General features: G+C 45.8%; 20 protein-coding genes and 2 pseudogenes. 21 read left to right on the forward strand and 1 reads right to left on the reverse strand.

Going from position 1 to position 24,578, the window contains the following annotated elements; all coding sequences use genetic code 11:
* Positions 1-69 precede the first annotated feature (69 nt).
* The 9 genes and pseudogenes from ACO9K6_RS15105 to ACO9K6_RS15145 all read left to right on the forward strand — a co-directional run bounded on the left by ACO9K6_RS15105 (position 70) and on the right by ACO9K6_RS15145 (position 8,089).
* Positions 70-450, forward strand: a complete 381-nt coding sequence (locus ACO9K6_RS15105) for a hypothetical protein (RefSeq protein ID WP_424768385.1) — start codon at positions 70-72, stop codon at positions 448-450.
* Positions 435-653 (forward strand): hypothetical protein, encoded by a 219-nt coding sequence (locus ACO9K6_RS15110; protein ID WP_424768426.1) that lies wholly within the window; start codon positions 435-437, stop codon positions 651-653. Before ACO9K6_RS15105 ends, ACO9K6_RS15110 begins: the two co-directional genes overlap by 16 nt.
* Positions 654-811: 158 nt before the next feature.
* Positions 812-1,117 (forward strand): hypothetical protein, encoded by a 306-nt coding sequence (locus ACO9K6_RS15115; protein WP_424768386.1) that lies wholly within the window; start codon positions 812-814, stop codon positions 1,115-1,117.
* Position 1,118: 1 nt separating this feature from the next.
* Positions 1,119-1,286, forward strand: coding sequence for an EAL domain-containing protein (locus tag ACO9K6_RS15120; protein ID WP_424768387.1), 168 nt, complete (start codon positions 1,119-1,121; stop codon positions 1,284-1,286).
* Positions 1,287-1,317: 31 nt separating this feature from the next.
* A complete protein-coding gene (locus ACO9K6_RS15125) occupies positions 1,318-3,762 on the forward strand; it encodes a sensor domain-containing protein (RefSeq protein ID WP_424768388.1) in 2,445 nt (814 codons plus the stop codon).
* Between the two features lie 21 nt (positions 3,763-3,783).
* Positions 3,784-4,599 (forward strand): alpha/beta fold hydrolase, encoded by an 816-nt coding sequence (locus tag ACO9K6_RS15130; protein WP_424768389.1) that lies wholly within the window; start codon positions 3,784-3,786, stop codon positions 4,597-4,599.
* A gap of 21 nt (positions 4,600-4,620) precedes the next feature.
* Positions 4,621-5,619 carry a GGDEF domain-containing protein gene (locus ACO9K6_RS15135; protein ID WP_424768390.1) on the forward strand — a complete coding sequence of 333 codons (999 nt, stop codon included), beginning with the start codon at positions 4,621-4,623 and terminating at the stop codon, positions 5,617-5,619.
* A 14-nt stretch (positions 5,620-5,633) separates the two neighbouring features.
* Positions 5,634-6,117 (forward strand): annotated as a pseudogene (locus ACO9K6_RS15140) (transposase); the annotation flags it as partial.
* A 133-nt stretch (positions 6,118-6,250) separates the two neighbouring features.
* A complete protein-coding gene (locus tag ACO9K6_RS15145; RefSeq protein WP_424768391.1) occupies positions 6,251-8,089 on the forward strand; it encodes a UbiD family decarboxylase in 1,839 nt (612 codons plus the stop codon).
* Here the strand turns inward: ACO9K6_RS15145 and ACO9K6_RS15150 are convergent.
* Complete coding sequence (locus ACO9K6_RS15150) at positions 8,077-8,367, reverse strand: hypothetical protein (protein ID WP_424768392.1); 291 nt, start codon at positions 8,365-8,367, stop codon at positions 8,077-8,079. The genes ACO9K6_RS15145 and ACO9K6_RS15150 overlap by 13 nt on opposite strands.
* Before the next feature lie 519 nt (positions 8,368-8,886).
* Between ACO9K6_RS15150 and ACO9K6_RS15155 the strand changes: the two genes are divergently transcribed.
* The 12 genes and pseudogenes from ACO9K6_RS15155 to ACO9K6_RS15210 all read left to right on the forward strand — a co-directional run bounded on the left by ACO9K6_RS15155 (position 8,887) and on the right by ACO9K6_RS15210 (position 24,553).
* Positions 8,887-9,900: an LLM class flavin-dependent oxidoreductase gene (locus tag ACO9K6_RS15155; protein WP_424768393.1), complete on the forward strand. Its 1,014-nt coding sequence runs from the start codon at positions 8,887-8,889 to the stop codon at positions 9,898-9,900.
* Positions 9,901-10,175: 275 nt separating this feature from the next.
* The gene (locus ACO9K6_RS15160) at positions 10,176-11,060 is read left to right on the forward strand and encodes an alpha/beta fold hydrolase (RefSeq protein WP_188530302.1); all 885 of its coding nucleotides are present in this window, start codon (positions 10,176-10,178) and stop codon (positions 11,058-11,060) included.
* A 97-nt stretch (positions 11,061-11,157) separates the two neighbouring features.
* Positions 11,158-12,420 (forward strand): substrate-binding domain-containing protein, encoded by a 1,263-nt coding sequence (locus tag ACO9K6_RS15165; RefSeq protein ID WP_424768394.1) that lies wholly within the window; start codon positions 11,158-11,160, stop codon positions 12,418-12,420.
* A gap of 71 nt (positions 12,421-12,491) precedes the next feature.
* On the forward strand, positions 12,492-13,988 hold the full coding sequence (locus ACO9K6_RS15170) for a sugar ABC transporter ATP-binding protein (RefSeq protein ID WP_424768395.1): 1,497 nt from the start codon (positions 12,492-12,494) through the stop codon (positions 13,986-13,988).
* Positions 13,969-14,952, forward strand: coding sequence for an ABC transporter permease (locus ACO9K6_RS15175; RefSeq protein ID WP_424768396.1), 984 nt, complete (start codon positions 13,969-13,971; stop codon positions 14,950-14,952). Before ACO9K6_RS15170 ends, ACO9K6_RS15175 begins: the two co-directional genes overlap by 20 nt.
* 225 nt (positions 14,953-15,177) lie before the next feature.
* The gene (locus tag ACO9K6_RS15180) at positions 15,178-16,728 is read left to right on the forward strand and encodes a response regulator transcription factor (protein WP_424768397.1); all 1,551 of its coding nucleotides are present in this window, start codon (positions 15,178-15,180) and stop codon (positions 16,726-16,728) included.
* A complete protein-coding gene (locus ACO9K6_RS15185) occupies positions 16,725-18,398 on the forward strand; it encodes a sensor histidine kinase (protein ID WP_424768398.1) in 1,674 nt (557 codons plus the stop codon). The genes ACO9K6_RS15180 and ACO9K6_RS15185 overlap by 4 nt, the downstream gene beginning before the upstream one ends.
* Positions 18,399-18,911: 513 nt before the next feature.
* Positions 18,912-19,130: pseudogene (locus ACO9K6_RS15190) on the forward strand (IS1634 family transposase); the annotation flags it as partial.
* 309 nt (positions 19,131-19,439) lie between these two features.
* On the forward strand, positions 19,440-19,676 hold the full coding sequence (locus ACO9K6_RS15195; protein ID WP_424768399.1) for a hypothetical protein: 237 nt from the start codon (positions 19,440-19,442) through the stop codon (positions 19,674-19,676).
* Between the two features lie 74 nt (positions 19,677-19,750).
* Positions 19,751-21,103 carry an ABC transporter substrate-binding protein gene (locus ACO9K6_RS15200; RefSeq protein WP_424768400.1) on the forward strand — a complete coding sequence of 451 codons (1,353 nt, stop codon included), beginning with the start codon at positions 19,751-19,753 and terminating at the stop codon, positions 21,101-21,103.
* A gap of 12 nt (positions 21,104-21,115) precedes the next feature.
* Positions 21,116-22,900 carry a cache domain-containing sensor histidine kinase gene (locus tag ACO9K6_RS15205; protein ID WP_424768401.1) on the forward strand — a complete coding sequence of 595 codons (1,785 nt, stop codon included), beginning with the start codon at positions 21,116-21,118 and terminating at the stop codon, positions 22,898-22,900.
* Positions 22,901-22,906: 6 nt separating this feature from the next.
* Positions 22,907-24,553 (forward strand): response regulator transcription factor, encoded by a 1,647-nt coding sequence (locus tag ACO9K6_RS15210; protein ID WP_424768402.1) that lies wholly within the window; start codon positions 22,907-22,909, stop codon positions 24,551-24,553.
* Positions 24,554-24,578: the final 25 nt, after the last annotated feature.

Below are 24,578 nucleotides of genomic sequence, written 5' to 3' on the forward strand. Positions count from 1 at the left end.
TTGCAATCATGATATCAAGCAGCTTGACGAACTCTAAGAGAAATTTATGGGCAATGAGGGAGGATAGCTATGACAAAACAGAAGACAAAGATGTTTAATGCACTTAGCGTTTCAAAAATTGTCGGTTTATATCTTACGTGCGGTATCAGTTGGATTTTGTTTTCAGATTACTGGCTAAGCTATTTAAATGTTCAAAATATACAAGAGAAGCAAACCTTAAAGGGTGTTTTTTATGTGCTTATAACGGGTTTGTTTCTTTATTATCTTCTAAAAAAATTGTTGAATCAGGTATCATCTGCCAACCAAAAAGCCATTGCCAGCGAACAAAGATTCCGTGAAATTTTCCAGCACGCAAATGATGGTATAGCACTATTTGCAATCGACTCCGCACAGTCGGTTATGTATATCGATTCCAATGCAATGATGGTTCGACGATTCCTGTTGAGGTAAATTCGAAAGCGTTTCCCAAGGATAATCGTCTAGAGGTCGTATCTATTTTTAGAGATATAAGAGACCGGAAAGAGGCGGAAATTAAGATCCGTTTTCTTGCCAATCATGATTATTTGACGAATCTGCCTAATCTCAGGGTATTTTATGATGAGTTACACCAGCAAATCGATAGCAGAAAAGAATTTTTGCTTTATATTGTTTAAATTGATCGATTCAAGTGGTTGAGAAATACACTAGGAAGGACAAAAAGTAACGAAATTATTAAACAAGCAGCCGAAAGATTTGTTAGCTGCATGGCAAATCGTGCTATCCTCTAGACGGTCAAGATACAGAGAGTGTGATTAGGGTTGCTTATTATGTATTGAATCTTTATCAGGAAGAAAATCAACAGCTCTTTGATGAGCATCGAAGGAATTCTTACAAAAGAAAGCTGCTCATTGAACAGGATCTTCCCTTTGCAATTCAAAGGGAGCAGCTGAGCGTTGCGGTGAATATCTCCATTCGACAATTTATGCAGAGAAGTTTTGTGGAGGTTGTAAAACAAGCAATTTTTGAAACCCGCATTCAACCAGAGTGCCTGATACTTGAAATCACAGAAAGTATTGCAATGAATGTTGAGTCCACACTTCCCATTTTTGGTTCAAACGATTATTTCCTTGGCGCATAATATGAATGTGCAAGTGGTTGCTGAAGGTGTAGAGGATTTAGGTCAGCTTGATCGAATAAGAGAGCTTCATTGCGATATAGTTCAGGGTTATTACTTTAGTCCGCCATTGGATATGGTTTCATTAAGAACTTTTTTGAATAGGAGTTATGGCGAAAAAGAATATCGATAACCTAGTAAACAGACAGGAAGGGAAGATCATTATGACTGACTATCAGTTTTTAGTTGAAAATTCTATTGCAGGAATGTTTGTATATCAGGATGAGCATTTTGTTTATGTGAATGAGGCGTTTGCCCACATTTTCGGATACTCCTCTATACAAGAATTTCTTGACAGCAAGATTCAACTGAAAGATCTGATGCCGCATGAATCCTATATAACGCTGCTAGAAGAACGCAAAAAGCGAGAGCAAGGAGGAGCCCACAATAACAGCCGATTTGTTATTGAGTGCTACAATCAAGATGGACATTTAATTTATGTAGAAGTGTTTGCAAAAACACAGACCTTCATGAACAAGTCCATCATGTACGGAACGGTTATCAATGCAACGGAGTCTGTTACATCCCAAAAAAAACTCTCCTTAAGTGAACAACGATATCGTTCACTCTTTGAGTTTAATTCAAATCTTATTTATTCCTTTGATCTTGAAGGGAATTTTGACAGTATGAATCCGATGGTTACAGAGACCTTAGGCTATAGCTTTGAGGAGCTCATACACATTGATTTCAAGCAGTTCATTTATTCTGAAGATTTACCTCATACCATGTCTAATTTTATGGATGTCATTCAAAATGGAAAGCGTCGATCCTATGAAACACGGATCATCCATAAATCGGGTGAAATTCGTCATACCCAAATTATTAATCTTCCTATCTATGTTGATAATCAAATTGTTGGCGTATATGGAATCGCTCGCGATATAACGGAATTGAAAAACTATATTCAGGAAATTGAACGGTTAGCCTATCAAGACCACTTAACTGGATTGCCGAATCGAAGACATTTTGAGGAGAAATATAACGATTTTTTTGATCAACGACAACCCATCGTGTTGGCGATTATGGATTTGGACGGCTTTAAAACTATTAACGATACCCTTGGACACGATATTGGTGATGAGCTGTTAAAGGTTTTCTCTGAATTGCTTAAGGAGTATGCTGGTGGCGCTTTCATAGCTAGGCTGGGCGGTGATGAATTTGCTTTGGTATATCCATCAGATAAATTGGATAATACCTTGCGGATTACCGAAGAGCTGTTGAAACAATTGAAAAATCCTATATATGTAAAAGAGTTTGAGCTATTTGTTTCGGCCACTATCGGTATAAGTAGCTCGAATGGAGCTGATCTTACGCCGCAAGAGCTTTTTAAAAATGCAGATATCGCATTATATAATGCAAAAGCCGATGGCAAGCGGCGGATTTCTGTTTATTCGCAGAATCATGATATTGAAACGTTGAAGAAATTTATTCTTGCTAGAGATATTCAAAAGGCGATTACGGATAAACAATTTTATATAGAATATCAACCAAAATTTAATTTGATGAAAAAGAAAGTTACCAGTGTTGAGGCTCTCTTAAGATGGTCTCATCCTTCCTGGGGAAGTATTTCACCTGATGAATTTATTCCAATAGCTGAAGAATCAGGTTTGATCGTAGAATTGGGACAATGGGTATTAGAAACTGCCATTCGAGAAATGAAACCTCTAGTAGAAGAGTTTCATATTAGTGTATCCGTAAATGTTTCTGTTATTCAAATTATGAACAAGGATTTTACGTTGAGAATAAAGCGGATTTTAGAAGCGGAAATATATGATCCTGCTAAGCTAGAGCTTGAGATAACGGAAACGGCTCTTTATAATTCGGAAGAAAGAATGAAAAGCTTTTTAGCAGATTTGAAGGCTTTAGGGGTAAGAGTGTCGTTGGATGATTTTGGAAAGGGTTATTCCTCCTTAAGCTTTATTCAAAAATACGACATTGATATTGTGAAGCTGGATAAATCTTTCATTAATTCCTTATCAAGAAGCGAGCGAAACGCCAAAATTTTATCAGGCACGTTGGCACTGTTACAGACAATAGGAGCTCACGTCATTGCTGAGGGCATCGAGACGATGGAGCAATATGCCTTCTTAAAAAGTCATCACTGTGAGGAAGCGCAAGGGTATTTATTCTCAAAGCCCATTCCGGCAAGTATGCTGCGCAATGCTATATATAGCATACCGAACTCCTTTGATCGTGTATCAAAATACGAAGGAACAGAGCGCAGGAGATTATTTCGAATTAAGCTTGTGAGGGAAACAAAATTAGATTTGACGATTGTTAGCATTAAAGGACATACCACCTCGGTTGGTTATACAGCTATACAGGTACTAAATTTAGGTCCAGGAGCTCTCTCTTTTTCATTGGCATTCAATTTACCAGTGTCCAAGGATTTTATTTATAAATTCTCAGGTGTATTGAATGGGGAACCCCTATCGATCATGGGCTACATTGCCTGGAGAGAAGAGGCGGATCAAAACGAATTTATCTATGGTATTTCATTCATATACAAAGATGAAAAGGAACAAAATGAACTCATTCGGTTATTAAATCAAATTGTGATTAAAAACAAAAAAAACACAGTACTAACTTTTACGGATAACATTTCATAATATTAGCGGGAGTGATCTCAAATGATTAATGATATTAGAATACGAAACAACGTAAAAGTGCTGGGTAAAGGTGAACAGCCGATTTTATTTGCACATGGATACGGATGCGATCAGGATATGTGGCGGTATGTCGCGCCTGAATTTGAGGAAGATTATCGTGTAATCTTGTTTGATTATGTAGGTTCCGGAGAAACAAATATAGATGATTATGATCCGAAACGATATAATCATTTAAAGGGTTATGCACAGGATGTACTTGAAATTGCAGAGACATTAGAGCTGAACAATGCTATTTTTGTAGGGCATTCGGTCAGCAGTATGATTGGTATGTTTGCTTTAATTAAAGAACCCAAGCATTTTGAGCGACTTATTATGCTCGGATCTTCTCCTTGCTATGTCAATGATCTACCAGACTACTATGGTGGATTTGAGATGAAGGATATACAAGAGCTGCTTACCATGATGGAAATGAATTTCACGGGTTGGGCTAGCTATTTGGCACCAATTGTCATGAAGAATCACGATCGCTGCGAGTTAACAGAGGAACTGGAAAAAAGCTTTTGTTCAAGAGATCCCGTAATTGCGCGTCAATTTGCAGAAGTAACCTTTTTGTCTGATTGTCGCAGTGAGTTAGAGAAGCTTACTGTCCCATCACTGATTCTGCAATGCTCTGAGGATAGTATTGCTCCTAAAGAAGTAGGGGACTATCTTCATTCACGTCTTAAAAACAGCACGCTGCAACTCATGCGCGCAAAGGGTCACTATCCTCATTTGAGCCATCCGGAGGAAACAGCTCAATTGATCAAAAACTACTTGCAGAAATCTATTTTGTTTTAAGAGGGGAAGGGGCTAGGCGATATGGATGACCAGTTAAATTATGCCCCATGCGGATTTCTAACACTCTCTAATGCTGGAATAATCACGGAAGTAAATCAAACATTACGGAATATGCTTCATTATGAACGTAACGAGTTGTTGGAATGTCATATTGAATCACTGATGTCAGTAGCCAACAAGATGTTCTTTCACACTTATTTTTATCCTTTTATTCAATTATATGGACATGTGAATGAGATGATTATTTCACTTAAGACTCGTAGGGGTGAGGATTTGCCTGTGCTCTTAAATGGAATTCGTAAGGAACGTAATGGAGAGACATTTATTGATTGTGTGATCGTAGAGATGCGTAAGCGGATTAAGTATGAAAAAGAAATCATTCAGATGAAAAGAAACCTTGAGGAGCTATATAAAGAGAAGCATGCAGCAAATGAGCAATTGAAAGCCCTGCATCAACAATATGAAATGAAACAAGCAGAGTTAATCAAGTTAAATGGTCAGCTTGAAACATTAGCATTGACAGATGAATTAACTGGATTGAATAATAGGAGATATTTTCAAGAAAGTCTGGTAGCAAATATCGCGTTGTATAACAGAGTTCAGTTGCCATTCTCCATTTTACTTCTCGATATTGATCATTTTAAACGCATAAATGACACTTACGGTCATCCCGTCGGAGATAAAATTCTTCAAAAGTTAGCCAAATTAATAAAATTCGAGTCGAGGGAGGTCGACATCGTAGCTCGGTATGGAGGTGAAGAGTTTGTCATTATTCTTCCGAATACGAATCAAAGCGGTGCTGTTCAAGCGGCGGAGAGATGCCGCAAAACGATTGAAAAGGCTTCATGGGATGATGAATACTTTATAACGGTAAGCATTGGTGTGGCGACGATCTCGCATGGGGATAATGATCATACATTATTGGTGAAGGCTGATCGCGCACTTTATGCTTCTAAGAGTAGTGGAAGGAACTGTGTAACGCACTCTTCAGATTTAAATCAATTTAAACATAAGGCATAATAGCATCTGTTATGGAGCATAAGTATAGGGTGGAAGACCGGATCGTCAGCATTCATCAGCCGCATGTCCGGCCGATCGTGCGCGGGAAAGCCAAGGCGCGCGTCGAGTTCGGAGCCAAGATCGTGGTGAGCATGGTAAGCGGTTATACCTGTCTGTCGTTCAAGCGGATCAAATCTATCACACGCGCGAGAACCGGCGTTTCTGCATGTAGCAGGGCAGTGGACCGGCGCTGGGACGCAAACCGAAGAATGGCCTGACAAATGAAGAGAAACAAGTCGACAAGCAGGATACCGGCGAACGAAATGCGATCGAAGGTAATTTTGGAGAAGGCAAGCGCAAGTACGGGCTTGGCTGTATTCGCGCGGCCTTGCAAAGACAAGCGAGTCGGTGATTACGCTGCAACTTCTCGTGATGAACCTCGAGCGCAGGCTCCGTCTTCTCTTTTTTCTTATTTTCGTGTTCCTGTCTCGTCGGCGCCTAGCTCTAAATTTCAGTTAAAGAATCGTTCAGCAAGTCCTGACTTAGAGAGGGAATATGACTATACTCAACATTAAGTTTTAAATTATGAACCGCAATTTTTACTGTGCATTTGTATACAGAATACTGAGAATAGCTGGATTGGAGTCAAATAATGATATATCGCAATTTAGAAGAATGCATTATTGATTTAGAAAAGCATGGACATTTGGTTCGTATTCATGAAGAGGTTGATCCTGATCTTGAAATGGCTGCGATACATATGAAGGTTTTTGAGGCGGGCGGTCCTGCATTGTTGTTTGAAAATGTTAAAGGCTCGAAGTTTCGTGCGGTTTCCAACCTTTTCGGGACTGTTGAGCGGAGTAAGTTTATATTTCGACAAACCTGGGAAACCACACAAAACGTAATTGCTTTGCGCAACGATCCGATTAAAGCTTTAAAAAATCCATTTAAGCATATCGGGACGGGACTTGCAGCAAGTAAAGCGCTCCCCTTAAAAAAATCCGGCGGCCAGCCGGCTGCCTTACAGGAAATCCAAATAGCTGACCTTCCTCTCATTAAACACTGGCAAGGGGATGGCGGCGCTTTTGTCACCCTGCCCCAAGTGTACACGGAAGATCCGGAAAAGCCGGGAATTATGAATTCCAATTTGGGCATGTACCGTGTTCAACTGAGTGGAAACGAATATGAAATGAATAAGGAAGTTGGGGTTCATTACCAGATTCACCGTGGAATCGGCATCCATCAGCATAAAGCGAACAAACAAGGAGCCCCTCTTAAGGTGAGTATTTTTATAGGGGGACCGCCAGCACACACGTTGTCAGCCGTTATGCCATTGCCGGAAGGCATGAGCGAGTTGACCTTCGCGGGCTTGCTTTCTGGGCGTCGTTTCCGCTACAGCTATATCGATGGCTTCTGTATTAGCAATGATGCCGATTTTGTAATAACAGGAGAAATTCATCCGGGCGAGACCAAACCGGAGGGCCCTTTCGGCGATCATTTGGGCTATTACAGCCTTACACATCCTTTTCCTGTCATGCGAGTGCATAAGGTGTATGCCAAACAAGGCGCTATATTTCCGTTTACCGTCGTAGGACGGCCGCCTCAAGAAGACACGGCATTCGGAGAGTTAATTCATGAACTGACAGGAGATGCGATTCAACAAGAAATCCCAGGGGTAAAAGAGGTTCACGCAGTAGATGCCGCAGGCGTACATCCCTTGCTCTTTGCAATTGGCAGCGAACGTTATACTCCCTATCAACAAGTTAAACAGCCGGCTGAGATTCTTACTATCGCTAATCGGATTTTAGGAACGGGACAACTGAGCTTAGCCAAGTTCTTATTCATAACGGCAGAAGAGAGTCAGGCATTAAGCACTCATCATGTAGAGGATTTTTTAACTCATATCTTGGAGCGTATCGATCTTCATCGCGACATTCATTTTCAAACGAATACAACGATTGATACTCTTGATTATTCAGGTACTGGATTAAACAACGGCAGCAAGGTTGTATTCGCAGCGGTTGGAGATAAACAAAGGGTTTTGTGTACAGAGGTTCCAGACACTTTGAATGAGCTGCAGGGATTTGAACATGCACGCTTGGTAATGCCGGGTATTGTAGCGATCCAAGGGTCAAAATTCACAAATTACACCGAAGCGCAGCAGGAATTAAGAGGCTTAAGTGAAGCTATCCGGGAAAAGGGTCCGCTTTCATCTTGTCCAATGATCATCCTTTGTGATGATAGCCATTTTATGAGTGCGACGATTAACAATTTTCTTTGGGCTACGTTCACACGCAGTAATCCTTCACATGATATTTATGGTGTGAACAGTTATTATGATAACAAGCACTGGGCTTGCGATAATGTTATTATTGACGCCCGTATTAAACCGCATCAAGCACCGCCGTTAATACCGGATCCAGCTGTTGAAAAAAACATCGAGCGATTATTTGTTAAAGGCGCTAGTTTAAGCGGCATTCAGATGTCTTGAATAATACTGCGAGAGAGCGCATCGCTGGCAGCGATGAGGTCAGGGGTTCGATCCCCCTTGGCTCCACCATAAACAAACCTTGTAGCACCGGGACTTCCCGGTGTTTTTTGATTTTTGGGGAGCGTAAACCGGCCAAGAATCTCGTCGTGGTCACACGTTTGGTCACACTGACGAATTTTTTTGGGTGTAAAATCAGGCTTCTCGAATTTCTTGTGAAATTGCAGAGCATCGTATTCCTCGATAAAAAAGAAATCGCCTTGTCCATTTTTATAGGGCAAGGCGACTACTTTGACACATATCAACACTTCGATGAAAGGCGGTCAATTGAGGAAGAATCATTATTGAATCGATCACAATAAGTAGTTGAGCAGCAAACGGCCTGCTCAACTACTTTTTTTCATAACGCGTGCCTAGCCCATATAGGAACTAGACGGTGTGAGTCTTAACGAGATAGGGGCGCCGCCTCGCAGCCGACTAGCAAATGGTGGCTCATTAGAGATTGCTTCTAATATGCTCCATCGTTGGGTGAAGGAATTTGAAGAAGGTAAACACGAGGTCACTTCACTTGATGGGATAACGCCGTTAGAATCCAAGGTACTTGCCCTGTAAAATGATCAATTGAAAAAATTGCTTGGTGAACAAACATTAGAGATCGAGATCTACGTGATTTAATAAATCGTTGAATAGGCTTCGTCAGCCATTAAATCAGGATTCGGACATCCCCCTTGGTTCTACATTAATTTTCTTTACAATGATGCTGAGTTATAATGAGTGCAAGCAGAGGAGTTGTATTCATTATGATTAAATTAGGCGTACTTGATCAGGTATATGTCTCTGAAGGCCGAATAGCCGCAGAAGGACTGCAGCAATCGACTCGTCTCATTCAAGCAACGGAGGCTCTAGGTTATTCCCGTTTTTGGGTGTCCGAACATCATTCCATGCCTGCTCTGGCTTTCTCAAGTCCTGAGGTGTTGGTTGCCCATTTGGCAGCAGCTACCTCACGTATTCGTGTAGGTTCTGGCGGCATCATGCTCCCGCATTACAGCGCGTACAAAGTTGCAGAGAATTTTCGGCTGCTTGAGGCACTTCATCCCGGCCGCATTGACCTGGGTCTGGGTAGGGCGCCGGGTGGTACGCCACTTGCTACGAGAGCTTTGCAGCAGGATAAGTACGTTGATGTGAATAAATACCCTCAGCAAGTGCTTGATATTATCGGCTATTTGCATGATTCCATGCCTGCTGGACACCCCTTCGAGAAACTGCTGGCATCTCCAGTGATTTCGACGGCTCCTGAAATATGGCTGCTCGGTTCCAGTGGCGAGAGTGCGAGAATTGCGGCGATGCTGGGTACTTCTTATGCGTTTGCGGAATTCTTTGGGACGCCTGAGGGAGAAGAGGCGACAAAGTATTATAACGAGCATTTCGAGCCCAACAACGTTTTGGAGGATCGTCCGCGCTCGATGATTGCAACACTTGCGATCTGCGCTGAGACGGAAGAAGAAGCGAACCGGTTGGCGTTGAGCGGAGATTTGTTATTCCTCGGTATTCGAACTGGTCGAGAGGTTCCGTTCCTGCCTTCTGTGCAGACTGCAGTTGATTATCCATACACGGAGATGGATCTGCTGCATATTCAGCAAACTCGCCAGCGGAGGGTTATCGGTACACCGGATCGGGTGAAGGAGCAACTGCTTAAGATGAGCAAGGATTACAATGTTGAAGAGATTCTCATCAACAGTCCAATATACGATGAGAAAGCGCGAATTCATTCCTACAGGCTGATCGCGGAAGCATTCGGGATGAATATGCAGTAATATGAAAAACACGCCAGATTAAGGCGTGTTTTTTTATGCTTGCTACCCCAATCCTTCTCCTTGTGCTCCCATCAATATCCAAAAAAATTCAGTATAAAGACTCTTTTTATGAAACACACTATGACACCCTTGAGAAACATTATATGCCTCATGTTAAAAGAGATGGCCGGTACAGGTATGATTGAATTGTGAGAAGGACATAAGAGAAAACAGCCCCAAACGGACATTTCTCAATACTTTCTTACAATAACCCAGAAGAAAAGAGGAGAAAAAATATGGCTCAAAAGATTGTTGATCACAATGGAAATCCTGTCACTCATGGTCGCGAAACCGTAAATGGTGTCCGCCTTCATTATTATACTGCTGGAGAAGGCGAGCCGATTGTCCTGCTGCACGGTGTGCCGAAAACCTCCTACTACTGGCGCAACGTATTGCCACAGTTATCACATAAATACAAGGTAATCGTTCCAGACCTTCGCGGTTTCGGCGACTCGGCTCGGACTTTGACCGGTTATGATATGCCTAACATGGCAGAAGATATCGCTCAACTGATGACGGCTCTCGGACACGAGAAGTTCTTCCTTGTCGGTGAAGACTGGGGAGCGGCGGTAGGTATGGCGCTCGCAATGAAGTATCAAGAGCGGGTGAAGAAGTTCGTATATCAAGAAATGCTTCTCCCTGGATTCGGGCTGGAAGATTGGTCGCACCTGACGGAAGAAAACGTGCGCACGAACCACTGGATTTGGCACATCAACTTTTACAATGTACGTGATTTTCCAGAACTGCTTATCTCTGGTCGGGAAATGCTGTACTTCTCTCATTTCATCCGTCATGAGTGTTATGATCCTACCGCTGTTTCCGAAGAATCCATTGCAGAGTATGTGCGCTGCTATGCTGCACCGGGCGGATTGCGGGCGATGTTCGAAGTTTACCGCGCGACATTCCAGGATGCGGCATTCTTCAAGACAGCAATGGACAACAAGCTGAAAATGCCGGTACTCGCACTTGGAAGCACATACTTCATTGGTGATGAGAATACACGCGAGATGAAGCTGGTTGCGGAGAACGTTGAGGAAGCAAGCTTGCCTTGGGGCCACCAATTGGCAGAAGAATGCCCGAACGAGCTGAGCGAAGTGCTGCTGAACTTCATCAGCAAATAATAACATTTTTATAAGTTGTTTCATCTTAACATCACGTCACATGAAGTGGCGTGATGTTGTAGATTCTGATTCTACCGACAATGGAGGGGGCAGAAAAATGAAAACAAAGAAGCGGGTTCTTATCAGCATCGTTACTGTGTTACTTTTCATCACCACGGCTTGCGGCAATACAGGCGGTACAAACACCGGTAACACGGAGGGAACATCGGCTGAAGCCGGTAATGCAAGCGCTAACACATCCGGGACATCTGAAGCAAATGGCAGCAATATTGCGGGGGTAAAGCAACCGCCATGGTACCAGGAACCTAATGCTGCACAATTGGAAGCAGTTAAATTGGATAATGCTTCCGATATGATCGTAAGCAGCGGCCCAAATGGTGAAGAGGCGACGAATGCCAGTGACATTGTAATTACTGACGAGCAGGCTGCCAAGATCAAGGAAGGAAAATTCACTGCAGCTATTGCCATGGGCTTCTTGGGCGATGACTGGTCCGAGCAGCAGCTCGCCGGCTTAAAGTCGGAATTCGGCAATCTCGGCATCGAAGTTGTGGCTGAAACAAATGCTAACTTCAAGGATACGACGCAAATTTCCGATCTTCAAGCGATTTCAGGCAAGAAGCCGGACATTCTGGTAAGTATTCCACTGAATGCGCAAACAACGGCGAATGCATACAAATCACTTGCTGATCAAGGCACAAAAATTGTCTTTATGGACCAGCCTGCAGAAGGTATGGAGGCGGGCAAGGACTATGTTTCTGTCGTATCCGCAGACAGCTTCGGCCTTGGAATGAACATTGCGGATGAATTAGCGAAGGCGATCGGTGGCGAAGGTGAAGTGGCGGCTCTCTATTATGCACCGAACTTCTATGTAACCAACCAGCGCTATCAAGGGTTCGTAGCTCGTCTGGCAGCAAAACATCCTAATATCAAATTGGTTGAAGCACAAGGCTTCCAAGACCCGAACCGTTCACAGGAAGTAGCTGCAGCTATTATAACAAAATATCCGAACTTAAAAGGGATTTATGGCAGCTGGGATGTACCGGCCATGGGTGCTGTAGCAGCCGCTCGTGTTGCAGGAAAGTCTCCGGAGAAATTCAAGATTACGAACGAAAACCTTGGCAATGAAGCTGCCTTAAACATGGCACAAAACGGCTTCATCGCCGGTATTGGATCACAGCGTCCATTTGACCAAGGCGTTGCGGAAGCAAAATTGGCTGCATTGGCGATGATCGGAGAGTCGACGCCGGCTTATGTTGCGGTTCCTTCGCTCGCTGTTAACCGGGATAATCTTGAAGAGTCATATAAGGTGATTTATCACAAGGATGCACCGGCAGATATTCTGGAAGCATTGAAAAAATAAGAATGGCCACGGCATGGCGGGGGTGAGCGCTTCTGCCATGCCGGCCATTTAATTATGTAGGCGGTGAGACTATGACGATCCCACACATACTTGAAATGGAGAACATCAACAAGTCGTTCAGTCGTGTGCCTGTATTGAAAAATGCACGCTTTGAACTGCGCAAAGGTGAGGTTCATGCCCTGATGGGAGGCAACGGCGCAGGGAAATCAACGCTGATGAAAATTCTTACCGGTGTATACACCAAAGATTCCGGGACCATTACATTGGAAGGCGAAAAGGTGGAGTTCCTCAAGCCGAAGGATGCCGAACGCAAAGGTATCGCAATGATTTTCCAGGAGTTCAGCCTGATCCCGACGCTTACAGTTGCAGAGAATATATTTTTGAAACACGAGCCCAGAAGAGGCATCCCCTATACGATCAACGGAAAAGAGATGGTGAAGAGATCCCAGGCCATTCTCGATGAACTGGAGGTCGACATTGATCCTAATGTTACGGTTGACTCGCTTAGCGTCGGTTACTGGCAGATGGTAGAGATTGCCAAAGCGTTATCGAAAAACGCTCGAATTCTCGTGATGGATGAGCCCACGGCTTCCTTATCGGAAAGTGAAACCCGTTCCCTGTTTCAATTAGTGGAACGTCTTAAACAAGCGGGAATATCAATTGTATATATTTCTCATCGAATGGCGGAAATTTTTGAAATCTGTGATCGTATCACGGTTATGAAGGACGGACAGAACGTCTTGACGGAGGAGTGCAGCCAGATCTCGATGGACCAGGTTATAGAGTCCATGCTGGGTAAAGAGACAGCCTCGTTCGAATGGAAGGAAAGGCAATATGAGGTTGACCAAGAGCCTGTTGTAAAGGTGCGGAATCTGGCTTACGGAAGCAGAGTGAGGAATGTAAGTTTTGATCTTCGCCCAGGGGAGATTGTAGGCTTGGCAGGTTTGATGGGCAGCGGAAGAACGGAAATTGCGGAAGCGATCTTCGGCATGCGCAAGCCCGAATCGGGAGACATCCTAATCCAAGGTAAGAAAATCAAGGATGTTCGGGATGCAATCAGGCAAGGGGTTGCTCTAGTTCCGGAGAATCGGCGCAAGCAAGGGTTAATCCTGGATCATACGGTTCGAAGCAACATCATGCTTACTAACATCTATCAATTATCCAAACATTTATTTGTAAATGATTTTGCCGGAACGAAAATGACGAACCAGTTTATTGATAAGCTGAATATTAAAACGGACGGCCCGGAGAAAATTGTGAAACTGCTGTCCGGCGGAAATCAACAAAAAATCGTGCTGGCGAAATGGCTGGCTAAAAATCCGAGCCTGCTGATCCTGGATGAACCTACGATTGGTGTAGATATAGGCGCAAAATCGGAAATCGTTGAGATCGTCCGTGAGCTTGCCGACAGAGGAATATCCGTTCTTGTCATTTCCTCAGAATTGCAGGAACTTCTGGCGATAGCCGATAGAATTCTAGTGTTATTTAACGGCGAAATCATAAAAGATATATATCGTCGGGATATTCAGACAGAGGAGGTTCTACATCATGCAATCCAAGGTTATTAAAAACATGAAGACGGCTCCGATGTCTCGTTTTCAATTTATTTTGAATTGGAGAGATTACTTTGTTTATATTGCATTCGCGATCGTACTGATCTTCTTCGCTTTTACGATTTCGGGTGACGGCTTTTTCAATCCATCTAACCTGTTTAACATCGTCCGGGCCACTACAATGATTTCAATTATGGCCGTTGCAATGACCTTCGTCATCTCAGCGGGAGAGCTGGATTTATCGATCGGCTCGACGACGGCGTTCTCCGCTCTGATCTCGGCGATGGCCATGGATGCCGGATACGGAATGGCTGTAGGGGTTATCGCCGGTCTGCTGGCCGGTCTGCTGATTGGCGCTATCAATGGTCTCCTTGTTACGAAAGTAGGCATTCCTTCTTTCCTTGTCACCTTGGGAATGATGCAGCTGCTGCGCGGTGTTGATATGTGGCTGACGAATACCAATCCTGTAGTCGTCAAGAACGAGAGCTTCAACTTCTGGTTCGGCTCCGGCAACTTAGGCACCATCCCCGTCTTATTGTTATGGTCTTTGGTGTTCCTGGGAGCAGGGCATTATGCCCTCAAGCATACCCCATTCGGGCGCGAGGTGCTAGCCACGGGCGGCAACCGGCTTGCTGCGGAGTATTCGGGCGTTAATACGAAGCGTATCAAGTTTTACGCGTTCCTGCTTTCCGGCGGCGCTGCGGCGATTGCAGGCATGCTCTATGCCGGCATGATGCAAAGTGCGCGTTACAGCTTTGGACAAGGCGATGAGCTCAACGCGATCGCTGCGGTTATCTTGGGAGGAACCAGCCTCTTCGGCGGCGCGGGTACAATCATCGGTACGATGATCGGCTCCCTACTGATCGGGACCATTAATAATGGGCTCATTATTATGGGACTTAGTGTAAGTCAGCAGATGATTGTCAGCGGTGCGATTATCATTCTGGCGGTTGCGTTTGGTAAAAAACCATCGTCTTAAAGCAATGGTTTCAAGGCATTCCAGATTGGGCAACGATGCACCCTTAGAACGAATTATTCCAGGGGTGCTTTTCTATGATCAATTTTCAAGCCGTTACACTATCAGAACAATGGGAAAAGAAAAACTTACCTCTTCATTTTTTGATTCATTGATGTAATGATGATAATAATACGTTTGTCCGTATTCATTGTTATCAGTGATTCCAATTGCAAGGGGGAGACCCGGTTGAAAGTCATTCTAGTGGAAGATGAGCCGAATTCATTGATGGGGATGAAAAGAGCCTTCGAAGGTATGGATACGGAAGTATCATTATTTACTTCAAATTTTGCTGAAGAGGCAATGGAAATCATTTCGGAGCATAAGCCGGAGTTAATCGTTACGGACATTATGCTGCCAGGTATGACAGGATTGGATCTTATCGAGCATTCGATTGGTGAGCACTACCGGCCTAAAATCATAATCGTAAGCGGTTACAATGATTTCGAGTATGCGCAGAGAAGCATTCGCTTCGGGGCTGTCGATTATTTGCTGAAGCCATTCCAAACGATGGAGTTCTCTGAGAAAATCCGCAAGGCGCTGCTGTTGATCCAGCAGGAAAAAGAACAGAGCAATTATCAGCAGCAGCAGCATACGTTTGCCCGGATGGGCAATCAGTTGATGCGTGATAACTATTTGACGGATTTTTGCATGAAGCATACCCCGCTTGACGAGCATAACTATCAAAGATTAAAGCTATGGAACCTGGAATGGCTTGCGGATCAGAGCTATTCGATATTTGTATTGGATACCAAGGGCTATCCGGACGGGAAGCCTGGCGGACGCAATTATGCGCTGCAAACCTTTGCGATAGGCAATATCCTGGCTGAAGTGTTGAGGGAATGTACACAAACGGTATTTTTCAAAGATTTAAAGCATCGATGGATCGTTATTACCGGGAATGATCATGTTCCTGAGCTTATGGAATCGATAATCTATAATGTGAGAAGGTTCCAGAAGATTGAGCTGGCTATAGGACTCAGCGCCAAGATGGAGTTTTTTGAGCATATCCATCTCGCTTATCTGGATGCAATGAGAGCTTTTCGGATCCATTCTTTATCGGGTCCTTCGGAGATGTCAAGCGAATGCCATTCCTCGGAATCCATCGGTTATATGACACCGGAGCAGATGGCTTCATTGTTATGTGAACAGAACGAGGAGTCGATTACACGGGCCGTCAATCAATTCATCCGGGAAATGGTAATGCTCGAAGGGACGGAAAGCGGCAGGGATATCATTCGCGGCATCTTAAATTACCTATCGGAAGTTCATGACAGCCTGAGGGGTTTGAAGAGTGATTACTCCGGCGAAATTCCGATGAAGCTCTGGGAGACGCTCGAGGAGTGCAGCACGATTCAAGATTATCAGCGTGTCTTGAGCGACCATCTCATATCGGTATCCCGAAAGCTGTTCACTCCGAAGATTAATGCAATTATCGAGCGTGCATTAGAAAAAATCTCCGCCAGCTATATGGAGGATATTACATTAAGCAGAATCGCGGAAGAGATCTCGATCCATCCCGTGTGGCTAAGCCAGCTGTTCAAGAAAGAAACTGGAAAGACCTTCACCGAATATCTTGCCGATTTTCGGATTAATCGCGCGAAGACGCTCCTAAGAGATACAAGCATGAAAGTTTATGAGATTTCCACTGCGGTTGGCTACAACGACTTACAGTATTTCGGCACGCTGTTCAAAAAGAAAACAGGCGAAACGCCGAAAGAGTTCAGGTACGGCAAATGAGGAAGAGAAGAAATTTAAATACGCTGTTCAACAAAATGCTTCTGATTATGACTTTATCGATGTTAATCCCGATCGCAGTGCTGGGCTTGCTGTCATTTACGAAATCCAAGGAGCAGATCGAATCCATCACGGCCCAGTTTCTTCAGGACAACCTGGGACTTAATGCAACTCAGGTCAGACGAATATTGGTCAGCGTGGAAGAGGAAGCGCGCCGTTTGGGCACGTCAGCAGAAATTCGCAGCTATCTGGCAACCTATTACGCTGCTGACGAAGCAAAAAAAGTTCCATTCTCCGTGGTGGAGCCAAGGCTTCAACTCAAGCTAACCAGCGCTTACCGTATGAATGTAATAACGAATGATTCGGAGTCTTACCGGAAGTTTTCCGATCTGATTTATGCAACGGGAGACCGGGGGGTTTGGATTCATGAATGGGATCAGGGTATGGCTAGTCCGGTTTTCACCTATGCGGCATTCATCAGAGATGCCAACTTCAATGCAATTGGGATTCTGAAGTTAGAGATCCCGGAATATTTAGTCCGCGGGGGGATCATTTTCCCGTCTTCGTTTAAGAACTATAAAGTGATGATCGTGGATAGCGGAAACCATATTATTTCCGATACCGATACAAGCTTTTACAATAAGAAGTTTGAATATGTAGCGTATTTTCCGATGAAGGACTGGCAAATGGGGCAAATGCAGCTGAATCGGGACGGATGGAAGATCGTTGCGGCTGTTCCTAATAATGAGCTTGCGGGAAAGGTGTATCAAATCAAGGATTTCACGATCTGGATTGTTATCATCAGCATGATTGTGGTTACCTTACTGCTTGTTGTGCTTGTGCGTACCTTTACCATCCCGATTAAAAATCTGGTTCTGCATATGAATGAAGTGAAGCGGGGACTGCTCAATCCGTTTGCACTGTATAAAGAGAGGCGGGATGAAATCGGCCAGCTTGTACGCGGCTACAATCAGATGGTCTCGGGCATGCTGGAACTGCTCCACATGACAAAGGGCATGGAGGCTGATAAAAGACAGCTGGAGCTGCAGACATTGAATCATCAGATCAACCCCCACTTCTTTTATAACACGCTGGATGCGATTAAATGGATGGCTGAATACAGCAATCAGCATACGATTGCCGCAATGGTCACCAAATTATCCAGCCTGCTCAGGTTCAGCCTGAACAATGGAGAAGAATGGACGACTGTGGAGCGGGAAATTGAGCATGCGCGAACTTACCTTGACATTGAGCTTCTCCGGAGCAACCGGTCATTTGAGGTGTTCAGCCATATCGGATTGGATATTCGCAAACGAAAGATCATTAAACTCATTTTGCAGCCGATCATGGAGAATGCGGTCAAACATGGCATCAGCATGCTTCCGGAAGGGAAAGGGAAAATTAAGCTAACCGTGAAACGGGATGGCAATGAAATTGTCTTCATTATTGAAGACAATGGGCCTGGCTATCAGGGCAGGCCATTGCTCGATCTGGATAATCCTCCTGAGAAGGATGGGATTGGCGGTATCGGATTAGTGAATGTTCACAAACGGCTGCAGCTGCATTTCGGATATAAGTTCGGGCTGCTGGTGCATCCGAATCCGGAAACAGGATTTAGAGTCGAAATCCGCCATCCGATTGTCGATGAGCCGCCGGAGAGCAGAAGCGGCTAACTTGCGAGGTCTAAGCCGGTCTTTGCAAGTGTGGTATCAGAGCCTGGATCCACTGTCACAGCAATTGAAAAACACGCCTAATGGAGCGTGTTTTATTGTGCTTGGCGGTACGCCACTAGTGAGTTGAATACCGATCTACTTGTTTACTTATTCCGCCAAGGATAGAGTGCCTGAGGAGGATGGGCTAAAGGAAGAATTACTGAGAGTGCTCCACGATCAGACCATATATTCTTTATATATTCATCCGATGTGATGCCTTGGCAGTTTTAATCTGTAATTTAACGCTGTCCAAAATTCTCAGGTCAGGGAAAACGAGGCGCAGCAAATTAATAGAAGAGTCAGCATTGAAAGTAGTGAACTGTGACCCATAAGAAGGACACTTTAAAAAAGTGACCCTCTTGTGGGTCATTTGTGTTTTAATCGAGATACAGGGAAGAGGAGTGAGGTCATGGGAAAGTTGAAACGAATCGTTTTTACGGAGGAGCAGATACGAAAGTTGGAAGCAAACCCCAGTTTGTTGAATTTGTCGCACTCATTTATCTGTCCTACATCAAGAAGCAGATACAAGAGCGTGATTTATTCAAAACGTATACGATGCAAAGTGCGCTCGATAAACTCGACGTGATTGAATGCTTTGAAGCCCTCGGTCAGCAATTGCATGTTGGCGAGCTTCTCGAGAAACAGAAGGAAATCTACACCAGCATAGGGGTGGAGCCACCACCCTCGTTATGAGTCGCCGGGAATCCAGGTTATCAGAATTTAATCAAGTCATTACGAGTAAAAAAAAGCTTGGACTAATATTTTTTTACAAAGTTCTCTAAGAAGAACTAAATATCTTATTCAAGGTGCGGTTCAATCAATAAATGATAATAATCCAACAATGTTATCACTAGCTATTCGAGGACATTTTGAAACAATGGCATCATCGCCGGACGAAATCGAGGCGCGCCCCTATTACAAGATTGAGATATTGGAGCACACGAAGTGCTCGTTTTCCGTCTGCTTCTTGACATTCGGCAAGCATTGTGATTATTCGGACGGGTGATTGGGGAGGGCGCGCCGCGGGCATGGCTCAGGGATCAGAGCACGGCATTAGCGGTGTTACAGAACAGCACGACGACGATCGTCTACGCGGAAAACGGTGCCACCAAGATCGGTGGAGCCGGAGCGGCGGTAATGGAAGAGGTCGTGTCGCTGAGGTCCGGATGGGCGAACGTCGAGGATCGTATAAAAAGAATAATTTTTAAAGTGAAAAACAAAGGAAATGAAAATAAATAATTGGAGCCATGCTGTATAATTTATAGATTGATCATCCATCACGCGCGACTGGTGGGTAAAGGGGCGACTAAAACATGGCTTTAGACAGAAAAACCGGAAGTATGCTGTTGTTGGTGGTTGCATTGCTGCTTTCCGGTTGTTGGAACGGTGATAATGGGACCCATGGACCTTCGAACGAGAAGGGGGCAGGGACATTGCCGACCCAACAATTGGTAACGCTTACCTTTTGGAGGAATTCGGGCAACAATGCCGAAAACACCGCTTACGATACGTTGATTGCAAAATTTATGGAGCTGCACCCAGACATCCGCATCGAGATGCAGCCGTTTCCCTTTGCGGATTACGATACGAAGCTGAGAACGGCGATCGCTGCAGGCAATCCGCCTGACATCATGTCCGTTGACGCTCCAAGCTTAGCCTCTTATGCGCAGGCTGGCGCGTTGCTGCCGTTGACCGAGCAGTATCAAAGAAACGGCAACCTGGAGGATATCCCGGAATCAACCATGGATGGGTATACTTATTTGGACGATATTTATTTGGCGCCGATGACAGAGTCCTCGATCGCCATGTTTTATAATATCCCGCTTTTTGAGGCTGCGGGCATCCCGTTGCCATCTCAGGATCCGGAGGAGGCTTGGACGTGGGAGCAAGTACTCGATGCCGCGATTCGAATTAACGATCCTGACAACGGCATTTACGGCATTGATCCGGCACAAGGGTTCCAGAACGCCGGGGCTACAGCGTATTTCAAATATCCGATCATCTGGCAGTTCGGCGGCGAGGTCATGGATGCAACAGGCACGACGGCCCGCGGCGCGTTGGACTCGCCGGAGACGAAACGCGCGATCGCCTTTTATGCCGGATTGTTCACGGAGTATAAAGTAGCCCAATTCGAATACCCGCTTGACGCGTTCCCGAATCGCCAGCTCGGTATTACCATTGACGGGACATGGACGCTTGCACAGATCGCGCAGAAATACCCGGATTTCAAGCTCGGCGTTGATTTTGGCGTAGCCCCGCTGCCCAAGGGAACACGGCAGGCGGTCGCAAACGGGAGCTGGGCGCTCGGAATATCGGCCGCGACCCGATATCCCGAGCAGGCGTGGACCTTCATCAATTGGATGTCAAGCCATGAAGGCTTGATGCTGTACAGCAGCATTATTAAGGATATCCCTGCACGTTATTCCGTTGCCAAGCAATTCAAGGAGCTGAACGAATACCCGCTCAATATTTTTGTCGTTCAGAATCAGAAATACGGGAGGCCTCGCCCGATGACGCCTATATTTCCGCAGATGGCAGAGGCTGTTAAAGTGCTGTTCGAGGAAGTAACCCTCGAGAAACGAAATATTGACGAAGCCGTAGAAGCTGCCGTTATTCGGATCGACAAAGCTTATGCAGATTCGCAACGTCTAGTCGGCAATGAGTGAGGAGGCATAGTTGTGTTATTTTCGCTTCGAAGTCGGTTGATGCTTGCTTTTTCGTTGCTGCTGATTATACCGTTTACGACTTTGGTCCTGCTGCTAAGCGAAGAATCATCGGAAGCGATTCGGGGATCCATCGAGACGTCCACCTCCCAGACGTTAGAGCAATTCGGCTCGCATCTGACCACGTTTCTGAAGCAAGTTGAGGAGACCGGCAACCAGATCATGAGCAACAGCGTGACCCAGGCCTGGCTGACTACGGGCATGAACCCCGACAGCACGATGGAGGAAAAACTGATGGCCAAGCAGCGGCTGGTAGACTATATTTCGTCCTATTCCATTAACAATTCCAGCGGCATTTCCATTGGCATCTATTCCGACTTCTCCGGAGGGATATGGACGCAAGACCGAACGTACAAGGATCAGCTGTGGCACAAGCAATTCAAATTAGAAAATGAACGATGGACCGGCGCGCACTACGATTACGATCAGGCGGACGAAGTCATGAAGGTGCGGCAAGTAAACAGCTACGTGCTGCCGCTGGTGAAATTGCAATCCTTTGCCCGAAACGGCGTTGTCAAAATCAATTATCCTACGACGATATTGCGCGATTCGCTGGATAAAATCCGGTTGGGATCAACAGGTCGCGCCTTTCTCATTAAACCTGACGGGAGCAACGTTTTGGATCAGCTTGTGAATGAAGAAGAAATTTCGATTGTGGAAGATACGCTGGAGGAAATCAAGGAGCGTAGCGCGAAACAATCGGACGGTTTTTTTTCGGTGCTGCACGAAGGGGAAACACATTTGCTGTTTTATCGTTATTTTGCCAACCAGAATTGGTATGTGATCGGAGCGGTGCCGGAGAAGGAGTTGTTCGTCAAAATCGATCTCATCCGCCGCACGATGCTGATCGTCGGCGCCGGACTTGTGGCGGTGGCGATGCTCTTCGCCTTGTCGCTGTCCTACGGCATTACGAGACCGCTCACCGCAATGGCGAGGGCGATGAAGCACGTGGAGCGAGGGGAGTTTGTCAGTGCTTTGGACATGATGCCGAAGGTCAGAACGGGTCATAGCGAGGTGGGATACGTCACGCGTATATTTGAAAGCATGACGAATCGACTTCGCTATTTGATTGAAACGGAGTTCGAAAGCAATCTCCGCCGCAAAAACGCGGAATACAAGGCGCTGCTGCTTCAGATCAATCCGCATTTCTTCAACAATACATTGGAAATTATCGGCGGGTTGGCCGCGATGAAGCGCAATGATGAAGTAATCGACGCCACTGAAGCGCTGGGGCAGATGATGCGGTATTCTTTGGACCTGAAAAACGATTTGGTCAAGGTTAAGGAGGAAATGGCATATACCCGTGATTATTTGTTGATTCTTAAGCATCGTTACGCTAATCTTCTTGAGGTGGAGATGGAGGAGGATGGGGAAGCTGGAGAGCTGCTTATAGCCAAATTCCTGCTGCAGCCGATTGTCGAAAACGCGGTCAAATACAGCCTGGAAAAAGGCGGCGTTGCCCGAATCGGTATTTCTGTCCGCTCTGCGGACGGTCGCTTGACAATGCGAGTCTCGGACAACGGCATTGGAATGAAGCCGGAGTTCGTAGAGGAGCTGCTCACGGAGATGGCGGCTAGTGACAAAGCCGACATTCTGAACAGCGGCGGACGCAGCATCGGACTTCGCAACGTGCTCTCCCGCTGCAGGCTGTATTATGGGAAGCTGCTTCAATTGAACATCGATTCCGTACCGGGTGAAGGAACGGCAATCACGATTGAAATTCCCGCAGTGAAAGGATAGATGATGGTGAATAACATCATGATTGTGGACGATGAGACCGGGGTTCGGAACAGCATCAAGGCAAAAATCAATTGGGACGATGTCGGGTTTCGCATCATTGGCGAAGCTGCCAATGGCGAAGAGGCGTTGGTGCTGCTGGAGACCAGACCGATGCCCGATGTGCTGATGACCGATATTCGGATGCCGCAAATGGACGGAATCTCTCTCATCAAAGCTTGCAAGAAGAGGTACCCGAACTTAAAGCTGGTCGTATTGTCCGGCTACTCCGACTACGAATACATGCAGGCGGCCATTCAGGTCGGCGTTAAGGACTATTTGTTGAAGCCGGTCGGGAGACGCGAGTTGGCGGCACTGCTGCGGAAGCTCGGCAACGAAATACAGGAAGAGCGGTCCGAAGAAGCATCGCGCAAGGTGGAGCAGACGCAGCAGCAACAGCAACTGCAAACTACGAGAGAAGCGCTGCTTCTGAGGTTGGCCAAAGAGGAGAGCTCCAGTCTGTTGGCGGTCAAAGAGCGACTGGCGCAGCTGGGACTCGGGGTGCTGTTGGAGCTGGGCGCGAAACGCGAGGCGCGTTTCTTGATCGCGGAGATGCGGGTGCCGGCCAACAGGCTGGGGGATAACGACAGGCATTTGGATTTGCTGCGGCTCGCCTTTGTGATGGCCTGTCGCGAAACGGCCATGCCGCATGGCAATTTATTCCCGTTCTACGATGCGTCCCATCCGACCATGATCCACTTTGTGATCGTAGAGGAGAAGGCATCGCTGAACGAAACGGGTGCCGGGGAAGAGGCTGAGCGTTTCGCCAAAGCTCTCCGTAACAATGTCGCGCAATATTTGAGACTGCAATGCGTGATCGGGATCGGGGAACCTGTGTCGGATGTGCTCCAGTTCAAAAACGGATATTCCACCGCTATGTTGTCTTGGAGCAGAAGTACGGTGGATGGCATTGATCGTGAGACATCGGCGGGGTTGCACGACTTGATGAGTCTGTTCACGCCGGAGTTGGAGCGCCAGATCACATTGGCGCTGGAAAATGGCGACCGTAAAGCATTTGCGCTTTTTATGCAGCGCATTTTTCAGCACGGCATCCACTTATCCATGTTTACGTTTACGTTTTTGGCGATGCGTTTGCTGCTGCTGCTGCATTCCGTAGCCAACAAATACGACGACGGCACCGGCGGCGGGGATCTGCAGAAGCGGTTGTGGGCTTGTCAGATGACGATCGGCAATTTGCAGTCCAGCGAAGCAGTGATCGGAAATTTGGAGGAGCTGGGACATCTCGTCATGGACGAGGCAATCCGCGCTCGCAGCGCAAGCGGAGGTTCTATCGCGGCGGCGGTGAAGAAATACGTAGACGACAACTACACGTTCGAGATTACGCTGAACGGACTGGCGGAATTATTTCATCTCAACGAAACTTACCTGTCGGGTCTGTTCAAACAACATGCCGGAGCGACCTTCAGCGATTACGTGACGCGACTCCGCATGGGCAAGTCCGCCGAGCTGCTGAAGAGTACCGACCTGAAGCTGACTGACATCGCCATGTTTGTCGGCATATCCAGCTCCAGCTACTTCAGCACTTCGTTCAAGAAGTTTTACGGCGTTAGTCCGAAGGAATACCGTGAAAAACACGGGTCTCGCGGCGATGACTAGCCAACCGATCGAAAAGCGGCAGCGT

The organism is Paenibacillus praedii (genome assembly GCF_049725345.1).
Lineage (GTDB): Bacteria > Bacillota > Bacilli > Paenibacillales > Paenibacillaceae > Pristimantibacillus.